Source organism: Runella rosea (assembly GCF_003325355.1).
Lineage (GTDB): Bacteria > Bacteroidota > Bacteroidia > Cytophagales > Spirosomataceae > Runella > Runella rosea.
Genome location: NZ_CP030850.1, coordinates 1,398,572 through 1,421,078, shown reverse-complemented (window position 1 = coordinate 1,421,078; position 22,507 = coordinate 1,398,572). Strand labels below are relative to the sequence as shown.

Annotated in this window: 18 protein-coding genes; 9 read left to right on the top strand and 9 right to left on the bottom strand. The window is 47.0% G+C overall.

The window, feature by feature from the left end; translation table 11 throughout:
* Window positions 1-14 precede the first annotated feature (14 nt).
* The 4 genes from DR864_RS06045 to DR864_RS06030 are packed head-to-tail and all read left to right on the top strand — an operon-like array spanning window position 15 to window position 5,208.
* The gene (locus DR864_RS06045) at window positions 15-2,240 is read left to right on the top strand and encodes an outer membrane protein assembly factor BamB family protein (protein ID WP_114066108.1); all 2,226 of its coding nucleotides are present in this window, start codon (window positions 15-17) and stop codon (window positions 2,238-2,240) included.
* A gap of 24 nt (window positions 2,241-2,264) precedes the next feature.
* Window positions 2,265-3,269 (top strand): 2-dehydro-3-deoxygalactonokinase, encoded by a 1,005-nt coding sequence (locus DR864_RS06040; RefSeq protein WP_114066107.1) that lies wholly within the window; start codon window positions 2,265-2,267, stop codon window positions 3,267-3,269.
* Window positions 3,266-3,907 carry a bifunctional 4-hydroxy-2-oxoglutarate aldolase/2-dehydro-3-deoxy-phosphogluconate aldolase gene (locus tag DR864_RS06035; RefSeq protein ID WP_114066106.1) on the top strand — a complete coding sequence of 214 codons (642 nt, stop codon included), beginning with the start codon at window positions 3,266-3,268 and terminating at the stop codon, window positions 3,905-3,907. Before DR864_RS06040 ends, DR864_RS06035 begins: the two co-directional genes overlap by 4 nt.
* Entirely contained in the window at window positions 3,904-5,208 is a 1,305-nt protein-coding gene (locus tag DR864_RS06030; RefSeq protein ID WP_114066105.1) for an MFS transporter, read from the top strand. The genes DR864_RS06035 and DR864_RS06030 overlap by 4 nt, the downstream gene beginning before the upstream one ends.
* 90 nt (window positions 5,209-5,298) lie before the next feature.
* Here the strand turns inward: DR864_RS06030 and queG are convergent, their stop codons facing one another.
* Window positions 5,299-6,243 carry a tRNA epoxyqueuosine(34) reductase QueG gene (queG, locus tag DR864_RS06025; protein WP_114066104.1) on the bottom strand — a complete coding sequence of 315 codons (945 nt, stop codon included), beginning with the start codon at window positions 6,241-6,243 and terminating at the stop codon, window positions 5,299-5,301.
* Between the two features lie 114 nt (window positions 6,244-6,357).
* Between queG and DR864_RS06020 the strand changes: the two genes are divergently transcribed.
* From DR864_RS06020 to dnaG, 3 genes are all read left to right on the top strand, one after another.
* The gene (locus DR864_RS06020) at window positions 6,358-6,777 is read left to right on the top strand and encodes a lysozyme inhibitor LprI family protein (protein WP_114066103.1); all 420 of its coding nucleotides are present in this window, start codon (window positions 6,358-6,360) and stop codon (window positions 6,775-6,777) included.
* 38 nt (window positions 6,778-6,815) lie between these two features.
* Window positions 6,816-8,039 carry a dipeptidase gene (locus DR864_RS06015; RefSeq protein ID WP_114066102.1) on the top strand — a complete coding sequence of 408 codons (1,224 nt, stop codon included), beginning with the start codon at window positions 6,816-6,818 and terminating at the stop codon, window positions 8,037-8,039.
* 412 nt (window positions 8,040-8,451) lie between these two features.
* Window positions 8,452-10,509: a DNA primase gene (gene dnaG / locus DR864_RS06005; RefSeq protein ID WP_114066100.1), complete on the top strand. Its 2,058-nt coding sequence runs from the start codon at window positions 8,452-8,454 to the stop codon at window positions 10,507-10,509.
* Window positions 10,510-10,519: 10 nt separating this feature from the next.
* Here dnaG and DR864_RS06000 read toward each other — a convergent pair whose 3' ends face one another.
* A complete protein-coding gene (locus tag DR864_RS06000; RefSeq protein ID WP_114070175.1) occupies window positions 10,520-11,500 on the bottom strand; it encodes a phosphotransferase in 981 nt (326 codons plus the stop codon).
* 332 nt (window positions 11,501-11,832) lie between these two features.
* Between DR864_RS06000 and DR864_RS05995 the strand changes: the two genes are divergently transcribed.
* Window positions 11,833-13,953 (top strand): Tex family protein, encoded by a 2,121-nt coding sequence (locus DR864_RS05995; RefSeq protein WP_114066099.1) that lies wholly within the window; start codon window positions 11,833-11,835, stop codon window positions 13,951-13,953.
* Window positions 13,954-13,986: 33 nt separating this feature from the next.
* Here DR864_RS05995 and DR864_RS05990 read toward each other — a convergent pair whose 3' ends face one another.
* From DR864_RS05990 to DR864_RS05965, 6 genes are all read right to left on the bottom strand, one after another.
* Window positions 13,987-14,559 (bottom strand): DinB family protein, encoded by a 573-nt coding sequence (locus DR864_RS05990; RefSeq protein ID WP_114070174.1) that lies wholly within the window; start codon window positions 14,557-14,559, stop codon window positions 13,987-13,989.
* A 67-nt stretch (window positions 14,560-14,626) separates the two neighbouring features.
* On the bottom strand, window positions 14,627-15,214 hold the full coding sequence (locus DR864_RS05985; protein WP_114066098.1) for a Crp/Fnr family transcriptional regulator: 588 nt from the start codon (window positions 15,212-15,214) through the stop codon (window positions 14,627-14,629).
* 29 nt (window positions 15,215-15,243) lie between these two features.
* Window positions 15,244-16,371: an acyltransferase family protein gene (locus DR864_RS05980; RefSeq protein ID WP_114066097.1), complete on the bottom strand. Its 1,128-nt coding sequence runs from the start codon at window positions 16,369-16,371 to the stop codon at window positions 15,244-15,246.
* Window positions 16,372-16,703: 332 nt separating this feature from the next.
* A complete protein-coding gene (locus DR864_RS05975) occupies window positions 16,704-17,396 on the bottom strand; it encodes a formylglycine-generating enzyme family protein (RefSeq protein ID WP_162793576.1) in 693 nt (230 codons plus the stop codon).
* An 11-nt stretch (window positions 17,397-17,407) separates the two neighbouring features.
* Window positions 17,408-18,631, bottom strand: a complete 1,224-nt coding sequence (locus DR864_RS05970; protein ID WP_162793573.1) for a hypothetical protein — start codon at window positions 18,629-18,631, stop codon at window positions 17,408-17,410.
* Window positions 18,632-18,709: 78 nt separating this feature from the next.
* The gene (locus DR864_RS05965; protein ID WP_114066094.1) at window positions 18,710-19,426 is read right to left on the bottom strand and encodes a DJ-1/PfpI family protein; all 717 of its coding nucleotides are present in this window, start codon (window positions 19,424-19,426) and stop codon (window positions 18,710-18,712) included.
* A gap of 206 nt (window positions 19,427-19,632) precedes the next feature.
* On the opposite strand from DR864_RS05965, the gene DR864_RS05960 reads away from it, so the two are divergent.
* On the top strand, window positions 19,633-21,648 hold the full coding sequence (locus DR864_RS05960; protein WP_114066093.1) for an aceric acid hydrolase: 2,016 nt from the start codon (window positions 19,633-19,635) through the stop codon (window positions 21,646-21,648).
* 66 nt (window positions 21,649-21,714) lie between these two features.
* Here DR864_RS05960 and DR864_RS05955 read toward each other — a convergent pair whose 3' ends face one another.
* Window positions 21,715-22,491 (bottom strand): alpha/beta hydrolase, encoded by a 777-nt coding sequence (locus tag DR864_RS05955; protein WP_114066092.1) that lies wholly within the window; start codon window positions 22,489-22,491, stop codon window positions 21,715-21,717.
* Between the last annotated feature and the right edge of the window lie 16 nt (window positions 22,492-22,507).

Below are 22,507 nucleotides of genomic sequence, written 5' to 3'. Positions count from 1 at the left end.
AGCGGCTGTAGACTATGAATAAAAGTTACCAGAACCCTCTTTTAGGCGGTATTTTTGCCGTATTGATGTGTGGGGTGGCGTTTCAAAACAGAGATAAAAATGACTCAGAAAACAACACCGACTGGCCCAAATACGGAGGCAACAGCGCGGGAAGTAGGTACGCTGAGTTGACCCAAATAAATGCAGGAAATGTCAATAAATTGCAACTGGCGTGGTCATACGATACGGGAGAAAACAACAATCCCGACGGGAAAGGTAACGACATTCAGTGTCAGCCGATTGTTGTCAATGGTATTCTTTACGGGACTACCCCGCGCTTGAAATTGTTTGCTGCCGATGCCGCTACGGGCAAAGAATTGTGGAAATATGACCCTTTTTCCAACCCAGACGTGAAACCGAGTTTTCACCCCGTCAGAGGAGTAGTGTACTGGGAAGAGGGCGCTGATAAAAGGATTTTATATTCCATCGGGGCTAAGCTACTGTCAGTCAATGCTTTGACGGGAGAGTTAATTGCCAATTTCGGTGAAAATGGTTTAGTTGACCTGCACGCTGGGCTTGGCGACCCGCAAACGCTGGGCTACGACGTCAATAATTTCAACATTCGTTCCACAACGCCCGGTGTCATCTTTAAAAATTTGCTCATCATGGGTTCGTCGGTTTCGGAAGGCGGTGACGCACTCCCCGGCAACATTCGTGCGTTTGATGTGCGCACTGGCAAATTGGCGTGGGTATTCCGGACCATTCCGCTGCCGGGAGAATATGGCTATGAAACTTGGTCGAAAGATTCGTATAAAAAATTGGGCGGGGCCAACTGCTGGGCGGGCATGGTCTTGGACGAAAAACGCGGCACCGTGTTTCTGGGAACGGGTTCGCCTTCGGTTGATTTTTACGGCGGCGCGCGCAAAGGCACCAATCTGTTTGCCAATTGCGTTATTGCCCTCAATGCCGAAACGGGCAAACGTATCTGGCATTTTCAGACCGTTCACCATGATTTGTGGGACCGCGATATTCCCTGTCCGCCCAACCTGATTACGGTGATGCACAAAGGCCCCGATGGTCGGCCCCGCAAGGTGGATGCCGTAGCGCAGGCCACAAAAGATGGCCTTATTTTTGTCTTTGACCGTGACACTGGCAAACCACTGTTTCCCGTCAAAGAAGTACCCGTGCCAAAAGTAGCGGCGCTGCCTGGCGAAGCCCCGTGGCCGACCCAACCCGTGCCCGTAAAACCTGCGCCTTTTGCTAATCAGACGTTTACCAAAGCAGATTTAACCGATATTTCGCCAGCATCGGCGGCGTATGCGCAGTCAGTTTTTGAAAAAAGTAGGGGAGGGCTGAAAAACCTTCCGCCGAGCACGACTGAAACCCTTTATTACGGCATCGGTGGCGGTGCTGAGTGGGGAGGCAGTGCGGTTGACCCCAACGGAATCATGTACGTCAACGCCAATAATATGCTTTGGTTGTTGAAAATGCAGGCTACCCATTCCCCCAAGAACTCGGTAGCATTGACCAAAGGTGAAAAATTATTTACTGCCAACTGCGCAGTTTGTCACGCAATAGATGCGAAAAATGTCGCCGTGGTGAGTACGCAGGCGTATCCAAATTTGCAGGATGTGGGCAAAAAACTTACCCGTCAACAAATCAGTACGCTCCTCGAAACGGGTCGGGGCAGAATGCCGTCTTTTCAGCACATTTCCAAGCCCGACCGGGAAGCTATTGTTCACTTTTTACTGAAAACAGAAACCCCCACGAAGGCCGATGAAATTCATCGGGTAACGACGATTGAGACCAAAACAGGGCGGGATTTTCCGTATACGCCCTTGTACCAAAATAAGGGCTTTCGTCAGTTTAGAGATGCCAACAATTACCCCGCCATCAAACCGCCCTGGGGTACGCTGAATGCCGTAGATTTGAACACGGGAGAATATCTTTGGAAGGTTCCGTTGGGAGAATACCCCGAATTGGCCAAAAAAGGCATTCCGACCACAGGTACCGAAAACCACGGTGGTCCCCTCGTAACGGCGGGTGGTCTGCTTTTTATCGCCGCCACTTACGATGAAAAACTGCGGGCTTTTGATACAAAAACGGGAAAAGTGGTGTGGGAATATACATTGCCAGCGGGCGGCTTTGCCACGCCGATTACGTATAAGGTTAAGGGAAAACAATACATTGCCATCGCGGCTGGAGGAACCCGGTACGACTTAAAGCCCGGCGGTAAATACGTAGCGTTTGCCTTGCCTTAGTTCATTAAATGTAACATCGAAAGGATGAAAAACTACTTGATAGGGTGCGATTGGGGGACCACCTCGTTCCGGTTGCGGTTGATTGAAACCGTCGAAAATAAAGTAATCAGTGAAGTACTTTCTTCGGAAGGAGTGGCAAGTACATTTGATGCATGGAAAGCAACAAAAGGAGAATTTGAGACTAAGAAATCGTTTTTTATTCAACGTTTAAAAGAACAACTTGTCGTATTGGCCCAGCAGTCTAAGGTCGAATTGGACGGGATTGAAATTGTTATTTCGGGAATGGCATCGTCTTCCATCGGAATGTACGAGGTGCCATACGCCACCTTACCGTATGACGTGGATGGGGCGCAAACGGCGGTTCATCGCCTAGAAGCCGACGCCTATTTGCCCCACGATATTCTGCTCATTTCGGGAATTCGGAGTGAGCACGACGTGATGCGCGGCGAAGAAACACAGTTGGTTGGGTTGGCGGAATTGTTGCATTTGTCTGAAAATCAACGGTATATTTTAATTTTGCCAGGAACGCACTCTAAACACTTGTATGTCCAAAACAATCGCCTGATTGATTTTCAAACCTACATGACGGGCGAGGTATTCAGCATGATTTCTCATCACAGTATCCTGAAAGAATCGGTAGAAAAAGCGAGCCTTGAGCTATCAGTGCTAGAAATAGATGCGTTTAAAATGGGCGTGCGCGAGTCTGGCGCGCGTGGCGTGCTTCGGAATCTTTTCAGGGTCCGAACCAATCAACTTTTTCAAAAATGGACTAAAAAAGAAAACGGCTTGTATTTGAGCGGGTTGTTGATTGGATCGGAGATTCACGACCTGCTGGCCGAAACCGAGGGGCAATTGGTGCTGTGCAGCGGAAACAATTTATACGAATTATACAAAGCGGCCGTCGAAGAACTGGGGTTATCGGACCGAACGCTGACCGTTTCGGCGGAGATGGTGGACCGAGCGACCGTGGTGGGACAGGTTAAAATTTTTCAAAATCAAGCCTTATTGCTGAACAATCAAACATTATGAGTAAAACTGCATTTTCGTGGGAATTATTTAACAAGGCGCCCATCGTTGGTATCGTTCGGGGGTTGTCGTTGGAAGAAGTAAAGCAAATTTTGCCGATGTACCGGGAAGCGGGTTTGACCACCATCGAAATCACGATGAATACACCAGACGCCGAGAAAATTATTCAGTATGCCGTTGAAAATGAACAGCATGGCCTGAATATCGGTGCGGGAACGGTGTGTACAAAAGACGATTTGAAGAAGGCACTAGAAGCGGGTGCGCAGTTTATCGTGACGCCGATCCTGGATAAAAAAGTAGTCAAGGCTTGCGTCAAAAAAGAGATTCCCATCTTTCCGGGGGCGTTTACGCCTTCCGAGATTTTTAAAGCATGGAGTTTAGGCGCAAGCATGGTGAAGGTGTTTCCAGCTACGCAAATGGGTCCGTCGTACATCAAAGAATTGAAAGCGCCCCTGAATCAACTCAAATTGTTGCCCACGGGGGGCGTGAGTTTGGACAATATGGTCGATTTTTTCAAGGCAGGTGCCGACGGCGTTGGAATGGGCGGGCAATTGTTGGATAAAAAGTTGATTCAAGAAAAAGATTGGCAAAAACTCAAAACACATTTTTCACAATTTATTAAACAACTTCCCCGCCGATGAGCGCCCCTAAAATCAAAAACTACCGTTGGCTTATTGTGGTTTTGCTCTTCACCGCCACCACAATCAACTATTTAGACCGGCAGATTATTGGGTTGCTGAAGCCTATTTTAGAAAAAGAATTTGCGTGGTCAGAGACCGACTACGCGCGCATCATCATGGCGTTTACGGCGGCCTATGCCATTGGGCTGTTGGCATTGGGTTGGTTGATTGATAAAATTGGGACGAAGCAAGGCTACTCCATCACCATTGTGTTTTGGAGTGTAGCGGGAATGCTCCACGCGCTTGCCCGTAGTGCCTTTGGCTTCGGTGTGGCCCGCGTGGGATTAGGCCTGGGTGAAGGAGGTAACTATCCAGCGGCGGTGAAAACGGTGGCGGAATGGTTTCCCAAAAAAGAACGCGCGCTGGCTACTGGGCTTTTCAATGCTGGGACTAGCGTGGGCGTGGTGGTAGCCCTGATTCTTGTACCGTGGATTTTAACGACCTACGGTTGGCAGGAAGTTTTTTGGATTACGGGCGCGCTCGGCTTTGTGTGGTTGATTTTTTGGCTCATCTATTACGATATTCCAGCCAAGCAAAAACGCCTGACTACGGAAGAGTACGAATACATCGTGAATGGTCAGGAAAAGGAAGAACAGTACAGCAGTGAGAAAGCGAGTGTCAATTGGATGAAGTTGTTTTCTTTTCCGCAGACGTGGGCTTACATTACGGGAAAGGGCTTGATTGACCCGATTTATTGGTTTTTTCTGTTTTGGTTGCCGTCTTATTTTGCGTCTACTTTTAACCTTGACCTCAAAAAACCGAGTTTGGAATTGATGCTTATTTATACCGCTACCACCGTAGGAAGCATCAGCGGTGGCTGGTTTTCGTCGCAACTCATCAAGCGTGGCTGGCCCGTTATCAAAGCCCGAAAAACGGTCATTTTGGTGATTGCAGTTCTTGAATTGTCCGTTATTTTTATTCAGTTTGCCCCCAGTGTGTGGGTAGCGGTTGGGCTAATTAGTTTTGCAGTGGCGTTGCATCAGGCATGGGCGACCAATGTATTTACGTTACCGTCCGACATGTTTCCCAAGCAAGCCGTCAGTTCCATTGTGGGCATCGGCGGGATGGCTGGCGCGTTGGGGGGGATTCTTTTCCCGATGCTGATTGGTAGTCTGTTGGATACCTACAAAGCCGCTGGAAACCTCGCGGGCGGGTACAACATCATCTTTACCATTTGCGGTTGTACTTACCTGATTGCGTGGGGGATCATTCATCTGCTGACCCGGAAATCCAAAATGCTGGAGTTGACGGAGTTGGAGTAGTTTTTTGGCAGTCTCTTGCGTCTCGCGACGGGGCGGCTCGAGCCGTGATGGGTATTGGTAGGCCTCCTACCATAGAACTGAAAACATCGCTCACTCTCCCCGTACAAACGCCACATTTCGTTGTATTCCTTCCAACTTCGTGCGTTTGACGGCGGAGCGGCGGAATATTTCCTGAAATACTTCCTGCGTGATTTCTTCCCAATCGCGGTTGGTAAACTCGGCCAATTCGGGATGCAAATTGAACTCGGGCGTTTGGTGCGGTTTGGAAAAACGATTCCACGGACACACATCTTGGCAAATATCGCACCCAAAAATCCAGTTCTCAAATGTGCCCTTTACTTCCTGAGGGATAGCCTCTTTGAGTTCAATCGTAAAGTAACTGATGCAGCGGCTGCCGTCAACAACGTACGGCTCCACAATGGCGTCGGTAGGGCAGGCATCCACGCAGCGGGTGCAAGTGCCGCAATAGTCTTTGACGGGCCCGTCGGGCCAGACGTCCAAGTCGCAGATGATTTCACCGATGAAGAAAAAACTGCCCATGTTGCGGTTGAGTAGGTTGGAGTGTTTCCCTACCCATCCTAAACCACTTTTAGCCGCCCAAACTTTATCCATTACGGGTGCCGAATCCACAAAAATGCGCCCGTTGATTTCGCCGATTTCTTCCTGCAACTGCGCCACCAACTCCTTCATTTTGTCTTTTAGTACAAAATGATAATCGGTTCCGTAGGCGTATTTAGAGAGTTTTAGGTCGTTTTCTCCTTCGGGTAGGCGCTGTTCGGGGTAATAGTTGAGCAAAACTGAAATGACCGACTTGGCGCCCTCGACCAGTTTGCGCGGGTCGAGGCGTTTGTCAAAATGGTTGGCCATGTAGTGCATTTGTCCGTGGCGGTGCTGATTGAGCCAATGCTCCAATCGCGGGGCTTCTTCTTCCAAAAAAGTGGCCGTCGATATGCCGCAAAAATCAAAACCCAGCTCGGTGGCCTTTGCTTTGATGAGTTGGCTTCGCTTTTGTCTGACAAAATCGTCGGTGGTCATGGAGAAAAAGTTTAAGACGGACCAAATAATGTGCATTCAGTGGTCAGACAAAGTTATGGAATCAAGGCCAAGTTTTGTTAATTTGTGGTTAGTACAAAACCTATTTCCTATTCAATGAGACCGTTTGCCTTTTTATTACCTGCGTTTATCGCGCTGCCACTTTTCGTATTTTCGCAGGAAGAGCCTGAAAAACACCCGATTGATGTCGCGTTAGACAACTGCATGGACAAAAACCCTTCCACGCAGGGCATGGTGGGTTGTTTGGATACCGCCTACAAAAAATGGGATGCCGAACTCAACAAAAACTATAAAGCCTTAACAAGCCAACTCAATGTTACGCAAAAAGCAGCCCTCCTCACTGCCCAACGCAAGTGGATTGAGTACCGCGATTTAGAGTTTAAGATGCAAACATCCGTTTATGCCACCATGCAAGGCACCATGTATCAACCCATGGCCATCAACGACCGTATGGAAGTGGTAAAGAAACGTGCCTTAGATTTGAAAAGCTACCTGGATTTACTGGAAATAAAGTAAAACATTTCTTTCAATAACACCCCAAACATCTATTCATCATGAAACTATTAACCACCTTATTATTAGGGATTTTAACGCTTTCATTGAGCGTACGGGCGCAAAAATCGGACGAAGAATTGCGCCAATTGGCCGATAAGATCGCCCACAAATATATCCTCACCGATGGGCACGTCGATTTGCCGTATCGGCTCAAAATCAAAAACTTTCGGCTCGAACGCCAATATTTAGGCATTCCCATCAGCACCACCGAGGGTGATTTTGACTACGAACGCGCCAAAAAAGGGGGACTTTCGGCACCTTTTATGTCGGTTTATATTCCGTCGTCGTACCAGCAAACGGGCGGTGCTAAGCAGTTGGCCGATACGCTCATTACGATGGTGAAGGGTATCGCCAAGGCGCACCCCGACAAGTTTGCTGTAGCCACAACGCCCCAACAAGTGGATGCGAATTTCAAAAAAGGTATTATCTCGTTTCCGATGGGAATGGAAAATGGTGCTCCGTTGGAAAAACTCTCCGACGTAGCTTATTTTCGTCAGCAGGGCATTAGCTACGTGACGCTCACGCACGGAAAAGATAACCTGATTTGCGATTCTTCCTACGACAGTACCTTCACCCACAAGGGTTTAAGTGCCTACGGCAGGGAGGTAGTAAAAGAAATGAACCGCGTTGGAATCATGGTCGATGTATCGCATATTTCCGATGACGCTTTTTATCAGGCGGTGGAGCTTTCAACCGTTCCTGTGATTGCGTCGCACTCGTCGTGTCGTTATTTTACGCCTACTTTTAAGCGGAATATGTCGGACGACATGATAAAGCTGTTGGGTAAAAAAGGTGGCGTAATTCAAATCAATTTTGGCTCCAGCTTTCTGGATGAAAATTACCGTAAGCAGGCGGAAGTATTGCAAGGGAAATTTATGAAAATACTGAAAGATAAAGGTTTGAAATTTACCGACCCTGCCGCCCAAGATTTGTTGAAGCAATTCCAGAAAGAGAATCCCGTGCTGTTTGCCGACGTTGAAACCGTAGCCAATCACATCGACCACGTGGTGAAACTAACTGGTAGCACGCAATACGTCGGTATCGGCTCTGATTTTGACGGCGTAGGCGACAGCCTGCCCACGGGCCTGAAAGATGTGTCGCAGTATCCTAATCTGATTTATGTATTGCTCAAACGCGGTTATTCCGAAAGCGATATTGCCAACATCATGTACAAAAACGTATGGCGTGTATGGTCAAAAACCGTGGCTAGTGCCAAAATATAATTTAGGGGCTTATAATTAATTACAAAAAGCGCTGATTGACCATCAATCAGCGCTTTTTGTATATCAAACTTGTCGGTATTTCTTTTCGCTCCTTTAAGCCAGAACGAGCAAAGAAAGAAGGGTTAATCCGCTCAAGATAAAGAGGATACCCGCGATTTGTTTTTTAATTGAAGTTGTCATAGCTGTATGAATTTTTGTGTAAAACTAACAGGGTGCAAAACAGCTTTCCAATGAAATGGGTTGAACCGTTGAAAAATGTAAATAAATGGTTCAATTTGGAGGCTAAGCCGTTGTTAGTACAAAGACGCAATCCCAAATTAAAAGGTTGGTAAAGGCTGAAATTTTTATTTTGAGGATAGCTTATGCCAAAAATCAATGGCAAAAACACCCCTAAATCCCGTACCTTTGCCCTATGCGAATTAGTAACGAAATAACCGAGCGAATCAAACAAGCCGCTGACATTGTAGAAGTGGTGGGGGATTTTGTGTCTTTGAAAAAAAGAGGGTCCAACTACACCGCCTGTTGTCCGTTTCACAACGAAAAGTCACCGTCGTTCAACGTTAATCCCGTTCGTCAGATTTATAAGTGCTTTGGCTGTGGGGCGGCAGGCGATTCCATCAAGTTTGTAATGGACATTGAGGGTATAAGCTACGGAGAGGCGTTGCGGCATTTGGCCCAAAAATACAACATTGAGGTCGAAGAAGAACAGCAAACCCCCGAGGAAGTGCTGCGCCAAAATGAACGCGACAGCCTCTATATTGTCTTGAATTTCGCCCAAAAATACTACCAAAACTTGCTCATGGAGCACGAAGAAGGGCAGTCAATTGGGTTGAGCTATTTTCGGAATCGGGGTTTCAATGACCCTACTATCAAGTCGTTCGGGCTTGGTTATAGCCTTACCGACTGGGACGGGCTGACCAAAGAGGCCGCCAAAAAAGGCTATAATCCTGAATTGCTCGAAAAGGCGGGCTTGGCCCTGCATAAAGAAGGCGATGCGCAGGCCAACCGCGCCACGCGCTACTACGACCGTTTTAGGGGACGGGTGATTTTTCCGATTCATAATGTATCGGGCAAGGTGATTGCCTTTGGTGCACGGATTCTGTCGGCCGACAAGAGCCAACCGAAGTACATCAACTCGCCCGAAACCGAAGTCTATCACAAAAGCAAAATTCTCTACGGAATCTATCAGGCCAAAAACGCCATTCGGCAGGAGGATGTTTGCTATTTGGTAGAAGGCTACACCGACGTGATTTCGCTGCATCAGGCAGGTATTCAGAACGTGGCGGCTTCCTCAGGTACGTCGCTGACGGAAGAGCAAATCAAGCTAATTGCGCGTTTTACCAATAATATTACGATTCTTTATGATGGCGATGCCGCGGGTATCAAAGCGGCCCTGCGCGGACTGGACATGGTGCTTGAAGAAGGCCTGAACGTAAGCCTCGTGACCTTGCCCGACGGCGAAGACCCCGATAGCTATGTGTATAAGGTGGGAGCGGAAGGCTTCAAAAAACACGTTCAGCAGGCCACAAAAGACTTTATTACCTTCAAAACCGAAATGCTTTTGAAGGATGCGGGCGATAATCCCTTTAAGCGTGCCGAAGCCATCAATGAAATTGTAACGAGTATTACCAAAATTTCGGACCCGATAAAGCGCCAGATTTTCTTCAAACGCACCGCCGATTTGATGAAAATGGACGAGCAAACGCTCATTTCTGAAGGCAATAAACACCTGCGCCGGCGGGAGGATAAAGCCGCTGAAAAGCCCACGCAGTCTAAGCCCAAAGACCGCTTGAGAGAGCGGCCGCAGGAGCCTACAGATATTCATTTTTCTGATAACTTTATCGAAGAAGAATTCGGGATTTTGGTGGAGGATTCTGTTCCCAATTCCGTACCGAATGTAGCGCCCAAGCATGAGCCACCTACGGATTTGTTCAAGCAAAGACTGTATTTTCAGGAACAGGCGTTTGTCAAATTGCTGATTTTGCACGGCCAAACGGAGCTGGAAACGGGAATTTCGCTGTGTCGGTATTTACTGCACGAGATTGGGGAAATATCGTTTGAAAATCAACTCTTTGACTTGGTCCTGAATATCTTCCGTCAACGTTTCGGTTTGGGAGAAATTCCTTCTACTGATTATTTTCTTTCGCACATCGACCCTGATATACAGCGTTTTTCGATTGACTTATGTACAAGTAAGCACCATTTGAGCGAGAATTGGGAAAAGCACGATATTGTGGTTCCGACCGACGAAGAATTGCTCCACGAAATTGCCTTTAAAAAAATCCTTCGCCTTAAAATGGCGTATTCGGCCACTAAGATGAAGGATTTGTTAAATCAAATGGGAAAAATAACGGGGAACTCTGACGAAGAATTTGCGCAGATTATGGAAGTTCAACGTCAGTATAAGTTTTACAAAAACATCAACGACTTGGCCGCCAAAGAACTCGGTACGGTTGTGCCGGGGTATTAACAATTTCTTACTAACGCGTTATTAAATCGTAGGCCGTTTCGAGCAATTCTTCTTTGTCCAACAAACTCAAAGACAGCGGCAACTGTGCCAATCCGATGAGTCGACGCATGATTTCAACGCCCGTAAATTGGTCTACCAATTGCGGGTTTTTGATTTCTCCGTAGGCTTGATACACCTTACGGATGGTTTCTTCGGATTGTTTGGCCATCATGAGGTGGGCCGTCATCACGCCCAAATCAAATTCAGGGAATCCATAAAAACAAAATTCGGGGTCAATGACTTTGAGGCCATACGTGGTTTTGAGCCAGCTACCTGGGTAAAAATCTCCGTGCAACAAAGAGCGCCCGTCTGAGAGGTACATCATGCCCAATTCCCTGACTTTTTGTTTCAATTTTGTGTCGATTTTGTAGCCCATCGAAATCATTTGTAGCCCGCTAGAGATGGTGTCAAGGTCAAAACCGTTGTTTTCTATCAGCGGATAATTGAAAATGTGTTCGTGGTTCAGCGCCCGCATTTCACGGTTGGCAAAAGACGCATCAATCGTTTCTTGCCACGTGAGGCGGTGAAGCATGGCGAGGTAATGCGCCAGGGCCTCCGCGTCGGTCATGGAAAGCTGTTGGCTGGGCTGGTACAAAAAAGTATAGTCGCTTGCAGTGCCTAAGTCTTCCAATACCAGAATATTGGCTTCGGTATCTATGCCAATCAATTGAGGCATCAATTCGTTGATGCTGGCAAAGGGTTGAATCTTTTCATAAAACCGTCCCTCCGTCACGGTGCGGTTGGCAGGTGCGGCGATTTGTGGATATTTTTCCACGTACGGTCGCGACTGCTTTACAATGAGTGTACGGTCGTGGGTGCGTACCCGCAAGGTATAATTCATGTTTCCTTCGCCCGGTTTTTCTAAAATCAGTACTTGCTCGTGTTGTTTGAGCCAGTTTTTATTTTTCAGATACTCTTCGAGGAGGTGTGGTTGGGTGATGTCTAAGTGCATATTGAGTAATGAAAATGATTCGTGCTGAATGTTTTGCTGTGATACTAAGATTGTTTTTACAGAAAAAAACATAAACGGAAGATAGTGACTGTAAATTATTTACCATAAAAAAATAATGCCAGTCACGCGGCTTTCAACTCGAAATCATCACTTGCCTAAAGCGTTAGGGATGAGTTTGTTCTGGTAATGATATACTTTTAAAACGCGAATTACCCTTTTTTACTGAAAAAATGTTTGCCACAATCGCTTCCTGTTTGCTTATTTGCAACCCCAAAAAAGGAGTACTGGTAGCGTTTGTAAGCGATTTACCGTCATAAATACGAACTAATTCAATGACAGCATCCCAATTTATTGCTCCTATTGTAGGAGTCAGTGAGCGTCAGGCCCACAACACCATTACGTTATTTGACGAAGGAGCCACGGTTCCGTTCATTGCGCGTTACCGTAAAGAAATGACCGGCCAGCTTGACGAAGTCCAAATCAACGCCATTAAAGAGCAATATCAGAAATTTCAAGAGGTTTTGAAGCGCCGAGAGGCCATGCTAAAAAGCATCGAAGAGCAGGGAAAACTTACGCCCGAATTGCGTAAACGTCTCGAAGAAACCTACGTTTTGCAAACGTTGGAGGATATTTATTTGCCTTACAAACAAAAGCGTAAAACCCGTGCTTCGATGGCCATTGAAAAAGGCCTTGAACCCTTGGCACAGGTGATTTTTGCGGGAAAAGAAGCCAATCCTGAGCGCAAAGCCGAGCAGTTTTTGAACGATAAAGTCCCCACCATCGACGATGCCTTGCAGGGCGCGCGGGATATTATGGCCGAGTGGATGTCTGAAAATGTGGATGCTAGAAATAAAATCCGTTATGCTTTTGAACGTACGGCGCAAGTTTCGTCTAAAGTGAAGAAAAACAAGCAAGAAGAAGGGGCAAAATACCGTGATTATTTTGATTTCAGCGAGCCGCTCAACAAAATTCCGTCGCACCGTTTGTTGGCACTTCGTCGTGGCGAAGAAGAAGGTTTTTTGAGCGTAGATATTTCGCCCGATGAAGAAATGGCCATCGACCTGCTCGACCGGCTGTTTGTCAAAGGGTTGCCCGCCTGCAAAGACCAACTGGAACTCACGGTTTCGGACGCCTACAAACGTCTTTTGAAGCCTGGAATCGAAACTGAATTTACCAATAATTCAAAAGAAAAAGCCGACCGCTACGCCATTCAGGTCTTTACCGAAAACCTGCGTCAATTGCTGTTGGCGTCGCCTTTGGGCCAGAAACGGGTATTGGCCATTGACCCCGGATACCGTACCGGTTGTAAAGTTGTATGCTTGGATTCGCAGGGAAATCTGTTAGCCGATACCGTGATTTATCCGTTTGACAAAGCGATGGAAGCGGAGGCCACCGTTAAAAGTTATCTCCAAAAATATCAAATTGACGCCATCGCCATCGGAAACGGCACCGCTGGCCGCGAAACCGAAGATTTTATTAAAAGAATCATCGCTGCCCAATCTTCCGAGAAAGCCCTAGGATTATTTATGGTTTCTGAGCAAGGTGCTTCCATCTATTCCGCCTCCGACGTAGCGCGGGAGGAGTTTCCGACCAAGGACGTCACCGTTCGAGGGGCCATTTCCATTGGTCGCCGATTGATGGACCCCTTGGCTGAATTGGTGAAAATCGACCCTAAATCCATCGGTGTGGGCCAATACCAGCACGATGTGGATCAGGGAATGCTCAAAACGGCACTTGATACCGTGGTAGAAAGTTGCGTAAACTCCGTAGGGGTCAACCTCAACACCGCCAGTAAGCACCTGTTGCAATACGTCTCGGGCTTAGGGGCATCTTTAGCGAAAAATATTGTGGAATACCGCGCCCAAAATGGTGATTTTAAATCCCGTCAGCAGTTGATGAAAGTGCCGCGTTTGGGTGGGAAAGCTTTTGAACAGTGCGCTGGTTTTTTGCGCATCGAAAATGCCGCTAATCCGTTGGATAACAGCGCTGTTCACCCCGAAAGCTACCCCGTAGTGGAGAAAATGGCCAAAGATTTGGGTACCAACGTGGCCGAATTGATGAAGAAACCCGAACTTCGTCGTCAAATCAGTCCGCAAAAATACGTTGGCGAAACCGTCGGTTTGCTGACGTTGCAGGACATTCTCAAAGAATTAGAAAAACCCTCCCGCGACCCGCGCGAAGCCATCACCGCCTTTGAGTTCGACAGCCGCGTACGCAAACCTGAAGACCTGCACGAAGGGATGGTTTTGCCGGGCATCGTAACCAACATTACTGCTTTTGGCGCATTTGTGGATATTGGCGTCAAGCAGGACGGCTTGGTCCACGTTTCACAAATGGCGAATCGTTTCATCAAAGACCCCAATGAGGTAGTCAAACTACAGCAACACGTCACGGTCAAGGTAGTGGAAGTAGACTTGTCGCGGAAACGGATTGCATTGACGATGAAATTCTAGTTGGTAGCGTCGGCGAGGGCTGGGCGCCCCCGTTCAAAACCTCGCCGACGTTTTCTCAGCCATGTTCCGCATAGCCTGCCTGATATGCCGTTCGTCATGGGCGATGATAAACTGGAACACATCACCAAGCTTCAGCGTGATAAAACGCGCAATGGAAATCGGGATTCGGATGGCGTTTAGGTCAGCTGAACGAGCTTCTTTTAGAAAAATCAGCAAATTTTCCTGTTGCTGAATAAATTCGGCCACTACCGCATAAGCATCTAAATTGGGTGCAGGAATGTGCCCTTTAAACGCTTTGTATTTCTTTTTACCCGTTTCGGGGTCCATCATTTTGATGAAATAAGCCCCAAGCCAAGAACTTTTAAAGGTGTCTTTGGGCGTCAAATGAACGTTTTTTGCAATTCCTTGCTGAATTTTTGGCAAATAATAGTGTCCATAACTATTGAGGTGGTCTAGACACTGCGCGATGCTCCAGCCACCGTCTGGTGCGGGCTGGAGCAAATCGCGCGCGGTCATGTTTTGAAAATGCTGGATAGCCTGCTGTAAGTGGCCATCCACGAGGTGTTCGAGACTGTTCAATAATTGTTCTTTAGGGAGTGTTTCCATGGTTGTTATTTTTATGGTCACAAAATTGGGGTGCATTGCCCAAACAATTATTGGTATTTACCAAGATTTAGTCCATTTTCACTTTGTTGATGAGTTTGCTGAAATTGGTCGCATCCATGCCCAGATAATTGGCCAAATACTTGTGAGGAACCAATTGTAAAATATGAGGGCTGCGTTGCAGTAGTCGACGGAAACGTTCTTCGGTACTAAAGCATTGCAATTCAACGAGTCGCTCCAATACCCCCGTAAGTGCTCCCGTAATACCTTGTCGGATAAGGAGTTCAATAGCAGGATGGAATTGCATTAACGTTTGTAAGTCGTGATAAGAAGCCCTTAAAAAGACGGAAGCGGTGAGGGTTTCGTAAGAATAACGCGACGGTTTTTGTAACATCAGCGCGTCGAGTACCCCGCCAAACGACGGTGCATAGGTAAAAACGAGCGTTGCTTCGCGGTGTTGTTCGTCAAAATAATAGACCCGCTGAACACCTTCAACCACAAAATATAAATACTTCTCCTGCTCGCCAGCGGTCGTTATGACCTCTTTTCGTTTGGCCGTAAAAGGCTTCCAAAGTTTAGAAAAGGCTTGCCATTCCTCCTCCGAAAGCGGCTGAATCGAAAGCGTAAGTTTTTTTAAGGAATCAAAGGCACTTTGCATAGTTTCAGGGTTGATTTTTCCGTTGAAGTTCAGGTCGCCAATTCCTCTTTTTTCGGTTGCTTGGCCTTTTCGCCAAAGTACTTATCTTTTAGTTTTAAAATGGGTTTTTCAATATATTCAAAAGAGAGAGCCGCTACGGCAAAAGTGCCTAAAAAATTTAAACAAACTACCCACCATTCAAATCGATTGGGTTTCAATCCAAATGCGTAAAGCCCTTTGAGGATAGTGGCGGCGGCCAGAAAATGATAAATATAAATCCCATAACTGATTTTACCAGTGTAATTGATGATGGGATGTGTACTGAATTTTGTCAATGTTTGGGAGGGATAATAAATGCCCCATGCAATGAACCAGACAGAAAGTAGAGAAACAAACGTTCTTTCGGTAATTCGGTAAAGGTTGTTGTAAAGCGAGTAATAAATAAAATCTAGTTCATTTTTCGAACTACTATAATAGCCCGGCATGCTGCATAAATAGAGAAAAATTAATATCCCCAAAAGGGTTTTATTCGCCAATAGCTTCTTTAGTTGGTCGGGGTGCTTACAATGATAATACGAAATTAAGGCCCCAATACCAAAACAATCAATGCAACATTCCGTCGTGTAGTGGTTATAGGTAAAAGGAAGCTCCAATGAAAAGTACCAAAGTCGAATCGCCAACCCTGCAACGGACAAAAAAATAAAAAAAAGCTTGTGAAAACGGTTGGGTATCAGATAAATAAATAGAGGGAGAAAAATATAGAATTGTTCCTGAACTGCCAATGACCACGTTTGGATGTAGTCTATGGGGTTGGTGATGGGGTCTTTGTGATAAGCAATGACGTAATTTTGCGTAAACGTTAGAAAATTGATAAAATACTGACGAAAATGATACCGATTAATAATGACATAAATGAACAAAACTAATAAATACACGGGCAACGTTCGAAGTAAGCGCCGTGCTAAAAAGCGGCTTGTAGTATACCAATAAGATGCCTCACTTTCTTTCCCTTTTAGCAAAGGCCCTGTCAACAAAAAACCAGAAAGCACAAATGCAATTGTACTGCCGAAGGGTAAAAAAGCAAACGGATTTTCGGCCATCCAGTGGTGCAGTAAGACAATAAAAACAAAAACTACCCTCAATAAGTCCAGGTGTGGAAAGTACTGACGTTGAGTCATTTGGAAATGGTGTACGCCCAATGTGACTTAGTTGTTTTTCTGTTAACTATAAGACTAACAGATACTTGTGATAAACGGTGTGGAAGTTTAACGACGATTGGGGCGTGTATCAAACGGCGTCGAACTTTTGCCAAAGGAACGGCTTCTGAAAAAAAAAGCCAAAAAAAACAGGAAATAGTTATCAAACGGTAGTTGGCATCAAATACGGCGGGATCTATGCTCCGACTTTTGAGGATATTTACGCAGGAAATTTGGAATCCGTTGCAGAAACGGACAATGAAGAAATAAAAATATGTCTTTTTGTGAGGCCTTCTTATGATAGCACCAGCTATCTATTCAACATCCCTAACGCAGCGAAACCCTACATTGTACCGGCTGATTTTTTCGGGATGTAAATAATACCGATGCGTGGTACGGGTCAACGCTTGGTCGTTGAAATTAGAACCGCCGCGCATCACTTTGTAGGTTTCGCCGTACTGTTCCATCGGAGCGTCATTGCCAGGGTAGGGCTTATACCAGTCGGCGGTCCACTCCCACACACTGCCTGCCATGTCAAAGCAGCCATACGGACTTTCTGGCTTGGCAATCGAGCCACCCCTTGAGGTTTTTTGGTCCCAAACCACAAAGGATTCGTCGTACACGTTGCCCCACGGAAATACGCGGCCGTCGGTTCCGCGTGCCGCTTTTTCCCATTCTTTTTCGGTGGGTAGGCGTTTTTTTGCCCATTTGGCGTAGGCCGCAGCTTGGTGCCAAGTCACGATGACCGCGTTGTTTTCTTTACCCGCTGGAAATTTGAATTCGGGGTCAAATTGGGCAAATTCCGCGTTGCTTACTTCGTATTTATCAATAAAAAAGGCGTTGGTCATGGCCATTTGCTGTGGTCGCTCGTCGGGGTCGCCGTAGTGGCTGCCCATGATAAAAGGGCCCGCGGGCACATACACCATGCCTTTGGGTGGGGTAGGTTGGGCCAACGTTGATTGCCCCACAGCCAAACTTATATACAACGCGTAGAGGTAGTGTTTCATCTTTGATTTCTTTACCATTTTGGGTCAATTAAACCATAATACCGGCCAAACCAGTAGTTGCGAATCATGGCGGCGGCGGTGCCTTCTTCTTCCGATTTTACCGTTTTGGTGCCGCCACCTTTCATCGGAATCTTGAATTCGCGGGTGGTGCGCTCAAACCCCCACATATCTTTGATGGCTTTTTTTCGTTCTTCGGTCATGATTTCTTCGCCCGTAAGCGCCTGATAGACCATGATAAACCAGATGTTGCTTTCCCACTCAAAGTCAATCGTTTTCCAATCTTCCCAGTGGCGGTTTAGACTCATGCGGTATTTGTTCAGTAGGTTTCGGTCTTTTTCGTAGCGCATGAGCATATACAGTGAGCGGGCCGCGTGATAATCGTCGCCCACGTTGCGCCATTCTGCCGGAAAGAGCATTTTGGCTTTCAACTGTTCGTCGTCGTAGTGGTAACGGTCGATAAGCATATGATAGGCTGCGTTGTAGCGTTCTTTGCCAGTGAGGCGGTGCGCCACTTTGAGACCCATCAGCATCTTCAACGAATTGAGTGGCTGGTGCGGTAGGTCAGGGCAAAAATTGCCCCACATCGTCATTTTGCCGTCTAGGTCGGTGAGTTTAAAATTGTCGTCAACGACGCGTCCCATGAACCGGTCGAGCAATCCCGCCGCTTTTTGTTTGTAAGCATCATCGGCGCAGAGTTCCCAGAAGGTGCCAACCCCGTAACAGATTGAAGTAAATTTATCCGAACTCAGATCTCCAAGCCAACGATAACCGGGCAGGGAAGTGGACTGGTGCCATTCGTGGTACCACAAAACCTCTTCGTGCCACAGCGGCTCGTCGGTTTGGTTAAAGCTCCGCGCCACCAATCCGGGCACGCCCGTTACTTTCTCAAGTTTGAGCACGGCCTCAAAGATTTGGTTGGCAATATCGCGGTCTTTGGGGTCTTTGGTGAGCGCGTATTTGTGCGAATAAGCCGCCAACATTTCGGAGGTAGGGTCTAGGCAATCGGCCTGTGAACCCACAATCGGGCGCTCCAATCCCGCCGGTGGGAAGATAACGTGCTGCATAATGGCGCCCTCATTCCAGTGGTTGCCGCGCATCAATTGATCATACAGCTCCACTTTGACGTGAAGAGCGTCGGTTTTTTTTGGAAATACATTCACTTTTTGCCCCCAAGCGTCCGTAGAAACGGTGAGGTAAAAAAACATATTAATCAACAACAGTGCGCGTAGAAGCATGAAAAAGTCTAAGGTTGAGGGTGTTTTCCTGAAATACTGCCCAATGGCCGTAACAGGCCACTGTCAACCCTCATTATCTTATTTGGTTTTCAAATCCTGTAAATAGAATTCATCCACCTCTTTGTTTTCCTGCCACGTATATTCAATCTCATAGGCTATTTTTCGGGCCAAGTCAATGCCGTGCCGATCGCTGATAAAACCCAGTGTCATGTCCATGCCAGCCGATATTCCCGCAGAAGTGTAAAATTTACCGTCGACGGTCCAGCGGGCTTTTTTTACCCACTTTACCTGTGGTCCCTGCGACGTGGCCCAATCGTAGGCGCGTTTATTGGAGGTGGCGGTTTTTCCGTTCAGTTGCCCCGTTTTGGCCAGCAGTGCCGAGCCAGTACAAACTGTCAGGGTATAAACGGCGGTGGAAGAAAGGGCTTTGATTTTTGAGAGCAGTGCTTCATGCTCTACCTCTTTGCGCGTTCCTTGTCCGCCAGGAATGAGGAAAATGTCCAATTTTTCGTCTTCAGGAAGCTTTTCCGTGACAATTTTTACGTTTTGCGTACTTGAAATGATTCCGCCTTCTAAAGAATAAAACTCTATTTTATATAAATCTTTCAACCGACCGAAGACCTCCACGGGTCCAAATACATCCAAGGTTTCGAAGTTATTGAAAAGCAAAATTCCAATCGTTTTGGGCTGGGCTTGGGGGGGGGCGGCAACCGCACCTGACTGCGAAAAAGCCGCTAAAGAGGATATTACCAACAAGGCCGATAGTAATTGTTTTTTCGTAAAAAGAGCGTTCATGATGAAGTGAGATGTTAAGGGTTGCCCAAATATACAAAAGGAAAGCTTCACCGTGGGTTGTGTCATCGTAGTCCAGATGGAATTTATGCCTTTTCTGCCTTTGTAGTTCTTACGACCAAGAATTACCCAGCCGTTGCGGGAGATTTACCACCCAGAAAGCTTTTGTACATCAACGGTCGGGTTATTCACCTTCCAGATGTATCCCCATGAAAAAACACCTTTTTGTATTCTTATGGGCCGCTTGTTCGGCTCCACTTTTTGCCCAAAACGAAGGGTTAATCAACACTGCCAAAAGCCCCTTCGCAAAACTTTATTCGCCCGGAATGTCAGACGTCCGGTGGACAGGTGGTTTTTGGGCCGACCGCTTTCGGGTATGTAAAGAAACAATGGTTCCGCACCTGTGGAAGGTCTATACAGATCCAAATATCAGTCATTCGTTCCGTAATTTTGAAATCGCCGCTGGGGTAGTGGAGGGGAATTTTAAAGGGCCGTCGTTCCATGACGGTGATTTTTACAAAACCTTTGAAGCCGTAGCGAGCCTTTATGCAGCCACCAAAGACCCCGCATGGGACGCCATCATGGATAAGGCCATTGACATCATGGCTCAAGCCCAGCGCGAAGACGGGTACATTTATACCAAAGCCATCATTGAGCAAAAGAAAACGGGGAAGACCAAGCTGTTTGAAGATAAACTCAGTTTTGAAGCTTATAACTTCGGACACTTGATGACGGCAGCTTGCGTTCATCACCGCGCGACGGGTAAAAGCACATTGCTGGATATTGCTAAGAAATCCGCCGATTTTCTGATTGGTTTTTACAAAGTGGCCACGCCCGAACAAGCCCGCAATGCGCTCTGCCCCGCGCACTATATGGGGCTGACGGAATTGTACCGCACCACGCGTGAAAAAAAATACCTTGATCTGGTCACTTACCTCATCAACATCAAAGGCGCGACCGAAGGGACTGACGACAACCAAGACCGTATTCCGTTTCGGCAGCAAACGGTGGCCATGGGGCACGCCGTGCGCGGCACGTATCTTTACGCTGGAGTGGCAGACGTGTATGCCGAGACGGGCGAAGATTCACTGATGCGCTCGCTGAATCTGATTTGGGATAATCTCACCCAACGAAAAATGTACGTGACGGGGGCCTGTGGTGCGCTTTTTGACGGAGTATCTCCCTACGGTACGTCGTACAAGCCCAACGATGTCCAAAAAACGCATCAGGCGTTTGGGCGTGACTATCAACTGCCCAACGTCAGCGCCCACAACGAAACCTGCGCCAACATCGGCAATGTGCTTTTCAACCGACGGATGTTTACACTCACGGGCGACGCCAAGTACATCGATGTCGTGGAATTGGCGTTGTACAACAGTGTATTATCGGGCATTAGCCTTTCGGGAGATGCCTTTTTTTATACCAATCCGTTGAGTGCCTCCAACGATTTTCCGTACCAACTCCGTTGGATGGGGGGGCGCCTTCCGTACATTCGCATTTCCAATTGTTGTCCACCCAATACCGTACGTACCATTACGGAAGTGAGCGACTACGCCTACAGTCTGAGCGATAACGCCGTTTGGTGTAACCTGTTCGGCAGCAGTCGATTACAAACGTCGCTCAAAAATGGGCAGCCGTTGCAGTTACAACAGGAAAGCAATTATCCGTGGGACGGTAACGTAAAAATTACGGTAAATCAAGCCCCTGCCGACCCATTCCAGATTAAATTACGTTTGCCGGGCTGGTGTGCGGAAGCTAAATTGATGATTAACGGGAAAGCGACTGATTTTACCGTTGAAAAGGGATACGTAACGCTTCAGCGTTCGTGGAAAAAAGGAGATGTCATTCAATGGGCTCTGGAAATGCCCGTTGAACTGCTAGAATCCAACCCGTTGGTAGAAGAAAACCGTAATCAGATAGCCGTAAAACGAGGCCCCATTGTGTATTGCGCCGAATCCAATGATATGCCCGCCAACACAAGGGTATTTGATATTGCTTTGCCCGCAAACATGGCCTTTCAACCCGTTTCCGTGACCATCGGCAACAGTTCAGTGATGGGTTTGGAAGGAAATGCCGTGGTAATCAACGAACAAAAATGGCAGAACCAACTCTACCGACCCCTATCCAAAAGTAAAAAAACGTTGCCCTTGCGACTGATTCCCTACTACGCTTGGGCCAACAGAGGCCCTTCCGAAATGACGGTTTGGCTGCCAGTGGTACGGTAGAAAACCTCCCCAAGAAAAGTATAGTTTAAACTTCGCTTGGGGAGGTTTTCTTCATTGAAAATCCTATTATGCATTTACTTTTTTTATCCAGTTCAATACGTACCCGGCTACTTCTTTCCAGCCTTTTTCGCCCGCTATAAAGTGGCTTCGTCCTGCAAACTCCTTAAAATCGGTGGTACTACTACTATCCTTGTACGAACTTGCGATTCGCCTTGTAAAGGAGGATGAAAAGATATTGTCTTTTTCGCCTCCGATAAATAACAATGGATTGTGGGGTTTTTTGAAATCAATTTTGGCAAACGATGCAAGAAGCGTGTCACGCGCAATTTTTCTGCTTTCGGGTACAGCAATTTTGTCAAATAGCAAATCACTTTCTTCCTTGGTGAAGTTATTGAAAAAAGCGCGGTGGTACCACTCTCTGCTTCCCAAATAAGCTTGGTTGCCTTTGAAGAAATTGACCACGGGCAGTACGATTTTGACGGTGGCCCAAGGTGCCAATACGTTTTTTGGAGGCGCTCCGTCGATACTTACTCCCGCAACGGCTTTGTCCATTTCGATCAATTTTTGAACGACCAAGCCTGCCAATGAGTGTCCCACCACGATTGGTTTTTCGGGCAATGTGTCAATCAATTTTACGATGTTCATCACCACATCTTCAAACCCTGTTTGGGTGAGGTCGGGGTGGATGTTGCTGCGAAGTTGGGCAGGAGTACCTTCGTGGCCGGGGTTAGCAGGCGTATATACTTTATAGCCCTGCGATTCAAAATACGTTTTCCATTGTGCCCAGCTTGTGTTGTTTACAAATAGTCCGTGAATAAGTACGATTGTTTTTGTCGATTTCATTGTCGTAAGTGGTTTG